Raw genomic sequence first — 8,612 nt, 5'->3', positions numbered from 1 at the left:
GCGGCCGGCTGCTCGGCCGCGGGCTGCTCGGCGGCCGGCTGCTCGGCCGCGGGCTGCTCGGCGGCCGGCTGCTGCTCGTCGGCCTTCTTCGGCTCCTCGAGCAGCTCGCGCTCCCACTCGGCCAGCGGCTCGTCGGTGGCGACACCGGCTTCCGGCTTCTCGTCGCCGCCCCGGCGGCGACCGGAGCGGGCGATCAGGCCGTCGGCCACGGCGGCGGCGACGACCTTGGTCAGCAGCTCAGCCGAGCGGATCGCGTCGTCGTTACCCGGGATCGGGAAGTCGACCTCGTCCGGGTCGCAGTTGGTGTCGAGCACGGCGATCACCGGGATGCCCAGCTTGCGGGCCTCGTCGACGGCGATGTGCTCCTTCTTGGTGTCGACCACCCAGACCGCGGCCGGGAGCTTCTGCATGTCCCGCAGGCCGCCCAGGGTGCGGGTCAGCTTGATCTTCTCGCGGGAGAGCTGCAGGGTCTCCTTCTTGGTGTAGCCGGCGGTGGTGCCGCTGAGGTCACCGAGGGCCTCCAGCTCCTTCATCCGCTGCAGCCGCTTGTACACCGTCTGGAAGTTGGTCAGCATGCCGCCGAGCCAGCGGTGGTTGACGTACGGCTGGCCGACGCGGGTCGCCTGCTCGGCGATCGCCTCCTGCGCCTGCTTCTTCGTGCCGACGAAGAGAATGCTGCCGCCCTCGGCCACCGTGTTGCGCACGAAGTCGTACGCCTTCTCGATGTAGTCGAGGGTCTGGCGCAGGTCGATGATGTAGATGCCGTTACGCTCGGTGAAGATGAAGCGCTTCATCTTCGGGTTCCAGCGCCGGGTCTGGTGCCCGAAGTGAACACCACTTTCCAGCAGCTGACGCATGGTCACGACGGCCATGATTCGCACTCCTAGCGATCCCTGGTTGCCTCGCCCGGCCGGCGGCCGGGCGTCCTGGTGCCCGGTCGTCGGCCATGGTGGGCCCGACCGAGGTCGGGACCAGGGAGGCCGCCGCCACACGACGACTCGTGAGGAGGGCACGCGAGGTCGACCGCACGAGGCGGTCGCCGGTTGCCCAGTGTACGCGCCCTCCCGACCGTTCCACGCACGGGTGCGGCGATGCTCCGCTCAGCCGGCGGCGATCGCGGCCACCAGGAACAGCGCCAGGCCGACCGTCAGGTACGCGGTCGGCGGTCGCAGCCACCCTCGCGCGCCGTCGCTCAACGAGAACCCGGTGGTCCTCAGCCCGTAGAGACCGGCCGCGAAGATCGGCAGCCCGCAGACCAGGAACGTCCCCGCCAGCACGTCCCCGGCGGCAACCGGGTCCACGGTCGCGCCGTGCAGCAGCACCCGCAGCGCGGGCAGCTCGAAGATCACGACCAGCACGGCGAAGATCACCGCGAGCACCGGACGCCGGGTCCGGTAGACGCCGTCCCCGGCCGATGCCCCCGACTGGATGCCACCCACCGGGTGACCGGCTGTCGGGTGACCGGTCACGGCGTCGGCGGGGCCCGACGGGGCCTCGCCCACCGGCGGTTCCGTCCGAGGTGCCACCGACGGCACCGGCCCGGTCGGCTGCTCCAACGGGTTGGTCACCTCGGGCCCGCGCTTGGCCTCGACGATCGGGTATCCGGCCAGCGCGGCGCGGGTCGGCTCCGTCGACACCGGTGCCCCACCGCTGGTCGGGACCACCTCGCGGGCGGCACGCCGGCCGGAGCGGTCGACCGGCAACTCACCGGAGACGTCCGGTTCCGTCGGTTCCGCCCGGCGGGAACGCGACGCCCGGTAGCGCTCGGTCTCCGCCACCACATCCCCGAGCGGGTCCGCCAGCGCACCACGTCGCGGAGAGCCGTACCGGTCGTCGTCGTCACCGCGCTGCTCGGGCACCGCGCGCGACTCGTCACCGGGATAGTGCCCCATTCCCGCCGGACGCCACTGCGGGTCGGCGTAGCCACGGTCATGATCGCCTGGATACCAGCGCGACTCCTGGTCGTCGAAACTGCGTCGTCCGTCCACGCCGGGCACCGTATGCGACCAGCGGTTCGTGCGCCATTCGACCCCGCAGCTGACCAGCACAGAAAGGCCGCTATAGCACATCTAGGACATGATCGTCCGCTCGTCCACACCACCCTCGGCTGTCCACAGGCCAGCGCGGCGGGGTCGCTGCGAGACCCGGTACGGGAGCAGGGTGCCGCTCATGACCAAGCGGAACCAGGCGATCGGCGGGTACGGGGAACGCTGCGCCGTACGGCACCTGATCGAAGCGGGACTACGCCCGGTTGCCCGCAACTGGCGCTGCCGCACCGGAGAGATCGACATCATCGCCTGGGACGGGCCGGTGCTCGCCTTCTGCGAGGTGAAGACCCGGCGCACCGCGACCTTCGGCAGCCCCGCCGAGGCGGTGGTGCCCCGCAAGGCCCGCCGACTGCGGGGGCTCGCCGCCGCCTGGCTCGCCGCCACCGGCACCACCGCCGACGAGGTGCGCTTCGACGTCATCGCGGTGCTGCTGCCCCGCCTCGGTCGGGCGCAGGTCGAGCACGTCAAGGACGCCTTCCGGTGAGCGGGCGCAGCGAGCGGATCAGCCGGCCCGGTCCGTTGGTGTCTCGTCGCGGCACCGCACGCGTCGAGGTGACGCGGTGAGTTACGCCCGGGTGCTCTGCGTCGGTCTGGTCGGGGTGACCGGGCAGTTGGTGGAGGTGGAGGTGGACCTCGCGGCCGGCCTGCCCGGAGTGGTGATCTCCGGCTTGCCCGACACCGCCCTGCACGAGGCGCGCGACCGGGTCCGGGCCGCGGTGGTCAACTCCGGCCAACGGTGGCCGAACCGCCGGATCACCCTCAACCTGCTGCCGGCCACCCTGCCGAAATTCGGTTCGGCGTTCGACCTGGCGATCGCGGTGGCGCTGCTCGGTGGCTCCGGCGAGCTTCCGCTGTTGCCGTTGGACGGCGTGGCGGTCCTCGGGGAGTTGGGCCTGGACGGCACGGTGCGACCGGTCCGGGGCGTACTGCCGATGGTCGCCGCGGCGGCGAAGGCCGGCGTCCGACGGGTGATCGTCCCGGCCGGCAACACCGCCGAGGCGGCGGTCGTCCCCGGGCTGCTGGTACGCGGCGTGGACACCCTGCACCGGCTGGTCGCCTTCGTTCGCGACGGCACACCGCTGATCGAGCCGCCGGTCGACGCTCCGCCGCCGGCCGCGCCCGGTCCCGAACTGGCCGAGGTCGCCGGGCAGGGTCTGGGTCGCCGCGCGCTGGAGGTCGCCGCCGCCGGCGGCCATCACCTGGCGCTGATCGGGCCGCCGGGGGCGGGCAAGACGATGCTCGCCGAGCGCCTGCCGTCGATCCTGCCGGAACTGGACGACGAGGCCGCGCTGGAGGTCACCGCGCTGCACTCGATCGCCGGTCTGTTGCCGGCGGGTGGTCGGTTGATCCGGCGCCCACCGTTCCAGGCACCTCATCACACCGCGACCGTTCCCTCGATCGTCGGTGGCGGGTCAGGGCTCGCCCGGCCCGGTGCGATCTCGCTCGCCCACCGCGGGGTGCTGCTCATGGACGAGGCACCCGAGTTCAGCAAGGCGGCACTGGAGGCGCTGCGTCAGCCGTTGGAGCACGGCCGGGTGCTGCTGGCCCGCAGCCGGGGCAGCGCCGAGTTCCCGGCCCGCGCCCAACTGGTCATCGCGGCCAACCCCTGCCCGTGTGCGAACCCGGCCGGCGACGACCGCTGCGAATGTCCCCCGCTGGCCCGCCGCCGTTACCTGGGCCGGCTCTCCGGTCCGCTGCTCGACCGGATCGATCTCCAGGTGCGGCTGCCACCGATGCGCGCCGCCGAGCTGATGGAGACGACCAGTCACGAGTCGTCAGCGGTGGTCGCCGGGCGGGTGGCGGCGGCACGGGTGGCGGCGGCCGAACGCTGGGCACCGCTGGGTCGGCGGCTCAACGCCGAGATACCCGGCCCGGACCTGCGTCGGGCCCCGTGGCGGCTGCCCGGCCCGGTCACCGCCGAGCTGCGGAACCGGCTCGATTCCGGGTCGCTCTCCGCCCGCGGCTTCGACCGGGTCGTCCGACTCGCCTGGACGATCGCCGACCTCGACGGGCGGGCACGGCCGAACGCGGGAGACGTCGGCGAGGCCATCGCGCTCAGGACGGGAGAGAGCACATGAGCACCCACGAGGAGTTGACCCTGGCACGGGTGGCGTTGACCTGGCTGGCCGAGCCGGGTACTCGGTCGGTGCACGGGCTGGTCGACGAGTACGGGCCGGTGGGCGCACTGGACCTGTTGCTGGACGGCGGGGCACCGCAGCAGGCGCTACGCGAGTCCGTGGCGGCGCGCAGCCGGGCAGGTGACGCCAGGGTGGTCGCCGCCGAGGCGCTGCACCGTGCCGACCGGCTCGGTGTCCGGATCGTCATCCCCGGCGACGACGAGTGGCCCGGGACGGTGGAGCAGCTACGCACGCTCCGCCTGACCGACGCCCGTCGCCGGGTGGACGTCGAGACCGCACCGCCGCTCTGCTTCTGGGTACGCGGCTCGTGGCCACTGGCCGAGGCGCTGGACCGGTCCGTGGCGGTGGTGGGATCCCGAGCCGCCACCGCGTACGGCACCCACATCGCCACGGATCTGGGCTACGGCCTGGCCGACCGGGACTGGACCGTCGTCTCCGGCGGCGCGTTCGGCATCGACGCCGCCGCACACCGTGGCGCGCTGAACGCCGGCGGTCTCACTGTCGCGGTGCTGGCCTGCGGTGTGGACCGCGCATACCCGATGGGCAACGCGGCGCTGTTCGACCGGATCGCCGACACCGGCCTGCTGGTCAGTGAGTGGCCGCCGGGCGCGGAGCCGCTGCGCCCCCGCTTCCTCATCCGCAACCGGGTGATCGCGGCGGGCACCCGGGGTACCGTGCTGGTCGAGGCGGCGGCCCGCAGCGGCGCGACGCAGACCACCCGGCGGGCCATCGCCCTGCGGCGACCGGCGATGGTGGTGCCGGGCCCGGTCACCTCGGCGATGTCGGTCGGTGCCCACGAGTTGCTTCGGGAGCACCCGGAGGCGCGACTGGTGACCGGCCTCGCCCAGGTGCTGGAGGAGGTGGGTCGGATCGGCGAGTTGGCTCCGGTGCCGCGTGGGCCCGAACGCCCCACCGATCTGCTCGACGACGACGCCCGGTCGATCGTGGAGGCGATGCCACGACGCGGCCGCATCGGTGTGGATGCCCTCGCCGCGCGGGCGGGCCTTGCCGTCCGCACGGTGTTGCGCAAACTGCCGCTGTTGGAGGAGTTGGCCCTGGTGGTGCGCAGGGAAGACGGTTACGCCATGGTCACGCCGAGCCGGCCGAGCATGCCGGCCCAGCCCGGCCCGGCCGCGCCGGCGAGCAGGCCGATCGGCGGTGACGCCCCACCTTCCGCCTGACCACGTCCGGTTGAGCGCGCCGCCTGTTCGCCGTCCGGGCGTCCCGATCGTAGGGTGTTCCCGTGGGCAGCATCGGCGGGCAGCGGCGGGCCGCCAGCAGCACCCGGGCGATGCACGACGCGCTGCCGGCGCCGCTGCGGGACGCGGTGGACGAGTTCGCGGGGTACCTGGCCTCGGTCCGCAATCGCTCGACACACACCGTGCGGGCGTACGTCGCCGATCTGGTGTCGCTGTTGGATCACGCTGGACGGATGGGTTGCACCGAGGTGGCCGAGCTGAGCCTCGACACGGTACGCAGTTGGCTGGCCCGGCAACGCACGACCGGCGCCACCCGCACCTCGCTGGCCCGCAGGGCCGCCACGGCCCGGACCTTCAGCGCCTGGGCTCACCGGCAAGGGCTGCTGCCCACCGACGTCGCTGCCACGCTGGCCAGCCCTCGACCGCGCCGGACGCTGCCCACGGTGCTTCGTCCCGAGCTGGCGGCGCTGCTCGTCGAAAAACCCGCCCGCCATCCGGCCATGCCGCCGCCCAGCGGGCCGGCATCCGCCACCGATCCGGCGACCGCCGAAGGCTCACCCGCCACCGGCACGTCCGACAGCGCCACACAGGCGGTACGGCTCCGCGACCGGATGCTGCTCGAACTGCTCTATGGCACCGGGGTACGGGTCAGCGAGGTGTGCGGGATCGACATGGCCGACGTGGACCAGGATCGACGGGTCGTCCGGGTGCACGGTAAGGGTGGGCGGGAGCGGACGGTGCCGTACGGGCTGCCCGCGCAGCGCGCCCTCGATGACTGGCTGCGGCACGGGAGGCCGGTGCTGGCGGTCCCCGATTCCCGGGACGCGCTGCTGCTCGGTGCCCGCGGTGGCCGGCTGCATCCGACCACGGCTCGCCGGATCGTCGGTGGCTACGCTCAGGCGGCGGGTCTGCCCCGGACGAGTCCGCACGCGCTGCGCCACTCGGCCGCCACCCACCTGCTCGAAGGCGGGGCAGACCTCCGGGCGGTGCAGGAACTGCTGGGGCACTCCTCATTGGCCAGCACCCAGATCTACACACATGTCTCGGTGGAACGGCTCCGGGCCGCCTACCGTCAGGCCCACCCGCGCGCCTGACAGCCCGGCGAGGCGGGCCGGGGACTGCCAAGACTGACGAGCTAGATGTCTGGGTGACATTTTCATGTCGCCCAGACATCGAAGCGACTAGACAATCGGCTCCCGTGATGCCCTCCACCGCAAGCTCCACCAGGCACGTCGAGGGCGACGGCTACGATGATCAGGTGAGCGTCCCGCCGCCGCCCGAGCCGATCACGGGCGCCCGTCTGCTCTTCTCCCTCGACCCGGCGGTCAGTCATCTCAACCACGGCTCGTTCGGGGCGGTCCCGATCGTGGCGCAGCGGGCCCAGCAACGGCTGCGTGACGAGATGGAGGCCGACCCGCTGCGGTTCTTCACGCAGGGCCTGGTCGACCGGATCGCACACACTCGCCGGCATTTGGCGGGGTTCCTCGGCTCCGATCCCGACGGCACCGCCCTCACCACGAACGCCACCACCGGTGCCGCCGTGGTGCTCCAGTCCCTCGGGCTGCGGTCCGGTGACGAGGTGCTGACCACCGACCACGGATACGGTGCCGTCGATTACTCCATCCGTCGGGAGTGCCGTCGCACCGGGGCGACACACCGGGTTCTGCGGGTGCCGCTGACCGCCACCGACGAAGAGGTGGTGCAGATCGTGCGGGACGGGCTGCGTCCGGGCCGTACCCGCCTGTTGGTGGTCGACCAGCTCACCTCGGCCACGGCCCGGCTGTTTCCGGTCGCCGCTATCGTCGGGGTCGCCGGAGAGCACGGCGTGCCGGTGCTTGTCGACGCCGCGCACGCGCCGGGCATGCTGCCGGCGACGGTGAGCAGCATCGGCGCCGATTTCTGGGTGGGCAACCTGCACAAGTGGGGGTACGCGCCGCGCGGCACCGCCGTGCTCGTGGTGGCAGCCCCGTGGCGGGACCGGATCGAGCCGCTGGTGGTCTCCTGGGAGCAGGAATCGGGGTTTCCGGCCCGCCTGGAGTGGCAGGCCACCTCGGACTACACGTCCTGGCTGAGTGCACCGGCGGGTCTCTACACGCTGCGCAGTCTCGGCATCGACCGGGTACGTGCGCACAACGCCGGACTGGCCGCGTACGGGCAATGGGTGGTGGGCGACGCGCTCGGAGTGCCACCGGCCGACCTGCCCGACCCGGGCGGACCGACGGTCGCCATGCGGCTTGTTCCGTTGCCGGCGGGGCTCGCCACGGCCCTGGACGGTGCCCGGGCGTTGCAGGCCCGGATCGCGGAGCGGCTCGCCACCCAGGTCGCGGTCACGACCTGGGACGGCCGCGGCTGGCTGCGGTTGTGCGGCCAGGTCTACAACGCGCCCGAGGAGTACCAGCGACTGGCGGTCGGGCTGCCCGGTCTGCTCGCCCAGCGGTGAGCGGACGCACGCGCGGCGACGGTGACGTCAGCGACGGGCAGCAGTCGGACCCGGCCGAGACCGAGCAGGGCCAGCGGGTCGAGGTAGTCGTCTCCCTGGCGCAGTCCCCAGTGCAGGCACGCGGCGGCGGGACACCCGGCGTGGCCGGGCAGCAGCGTGCCCAGGGGCGCCCCGGCCGGCACCACCGTGCCCACCGTGACGGCGGGTTGAACTGGTTCGTGGGTGGTCCGTAGGCCGTCGGCGTGGCCGACGGTGACCACCGGCCGGTCGGCGACCATGCCGGCGAACAGGACCGTGCCGGCACCGGCCGCCCGGATCGTGGCGGCGGCCGGGGCGAGCAGGTCGACTCCCCGATGACCGGCCAGCCACGGCCGGGGCGGCGGGTCGAACCGGCGAACCGGTCGTGGCACACCGTCGACCGGCCACCTGAACCGCCCGATGCCACCAGCGCCCGCCTGCGGTGCGGCCACCGAGAACGATCTTTGGCTGGGCACGGCCACACCGCCCGCCGATCCGGATGGTGTCAGCAGCAGGAGCGTCGTGAGTCCGCCAAGTATCGGCATCCGTGGTCGCATACCGTCGAGCCTGGCCAGGCCCTTCGACCTTCGCCGCCCCGGACGGTCGAGCTGTGGATGACCGGACATCCTGTGGACAGTCCACGCACGAGCCGATGATCTGCTACGAGCGGCCGTCGGGCCTCGACCATCGGTAGGAACACAGTGGACGGGAGATGCGGTCGATCATGGCGTATGGGGGTCCGCCGTCGCCGCACTCAGCCGTTGAACGG

6 protein-coding genes and 2 pseudogenes are annotated in these 8,612 nt (G+C 73.0%); 5 read left to right on the top strand and 3 right to left on the bottom strand.

The features are described from left to right. A partial coding sequence (rpsB, locus tag AC2CHE_RS21500) for a 30S ribosomal protein S2 (protein WP_484506666.1) occupies positions 1–872 on the bottom strand: 872 nt, incomplete at its 3' end. Between the two features lie 228 nt (positions 873–1,100). Beyond that, positions 1,101–2,025 (bottom strand): annotated as a pseudogene (locus tag AC2CHE_RS21495) (hypothetical protein). A gap of 144 nt (positions 2,026–2,169) precedes the next feature. Here AC2CHE_RS21495 and AC2CHE_RS21490 point away from each other — a divergent pair. The 5 genes from AC2CHE_RS21490 to AC2CHE_RS21470 all read left to right on the top strand — a co-directional run bounded on the left by AC2CHE_RS21490 (position 2,170) and on the right by AC2CHE_RS21470 (position 7,825). Then, the gene (locus AC2CHE_RS21490; protein ID WP_484506665.1) at positions 2,170–2,532 is read left to right on the top strand and encodes a YraN family protein; all 363 of its coding nucleotides are present in this window, start codon (positions 2,170–2,172) and stop codon (positions 2,530–2,532) included. 76 nt (positions 2,533–2,608) lie between these two features. Continuing rightward, entirely contained in the window at positions 2,609–4,126 is a 1,518-nt protein-coding gene (locus AC2CHE_RS21485; protein ID WP_484506664.1) for a YifB family Mg chelatase-like AAA ATPase, read from the top strand. Then, a complete protein-coding gene (locus AC2CHE_RS21480) occupies positions 4,123–5,367 on the top strand; it encodes a DNA-processing protein DprA (protein ID WP_484506663.1) in 1,245 nt (414 codons plus the stop codon). Before AC2CHE_RS21485 ends, AC2CHE_RS21480 begins: the two co-directional genes overlap by 4 nt. A gap of 110 nt (positions 5,368–5,477) precedes the next feature. Further along, positions 5,478–6,479: a tyrosine recombinase XerC gene (locus tag AC2CHE_RS21475; RefSeq protein WP_484506669.1), complete on the top strand. Its 1,002-nt coding sequence runs from the start codon at positions 5,478–5,480 to the stop codon at positions 6,477–6,479. Positions 6,480–6,643: 164 nt separating this feature from the next. After that, positions 6,644–7,825 (top strand): aminotransferase class V-fold PLP-dependent enzyme, encoded by a 1,182-nt coding sequence (locus AC2CHE_RS21470; protein ID WP_484506662.1) that lies wholly within the window; start codon positions 6,644–6,646, stop codon positions 7,823–7,825. Between the two features lie 32 nt (positions 7,826–7,857). Here AC2CHE_RS21470 and AC2CHE_RS21465 read toward each other — a convergent pair. Further along, a pseudogene (locus AC2CHE_RS21465) lies at positions 7,858–8,400 on the bottom strand (peptidoglycan DD-metalloendopeptidase family protein); the annotation flags it as partial. Between the last annotated feature and the right edge of the window lie 212 nt (positions 8,401–8,612).

The sequence above is a fragment of the Micromonospora sp. ATLC16 genome, assembly GCF_057196645.1.
Note: the sequence above shows the minus strand (reverse complement) of the source record. Positions and strands in the feature narration are given on the sequence as shown.

Bases quoted from the DNA above. Each gene is read 5' to 3' on its own strand.
- AC2CHE_RS21490 (WP_484506665.1), top strand. From the start codon at position 2,170: ATGACCAAGCGGAACCAGGCGATCGGCGGGTACGGGGAACGCTGCGCC.
- AC2CHE_RS21480 (WP_484506663.1), top strand. From the start codon at position 4,123: ATGAGCACCCACGAGGAGTTGACCCTGGCACGGGTGGCGTTGACCTGG.
- AC2CHE_RS21475 (WP_484506669.1), top strand. From the start codon at position 5,478: ATGCACGACGCGCTGCCGGCGCCGCTGCGGGACGCGGTGGACGAGTTC.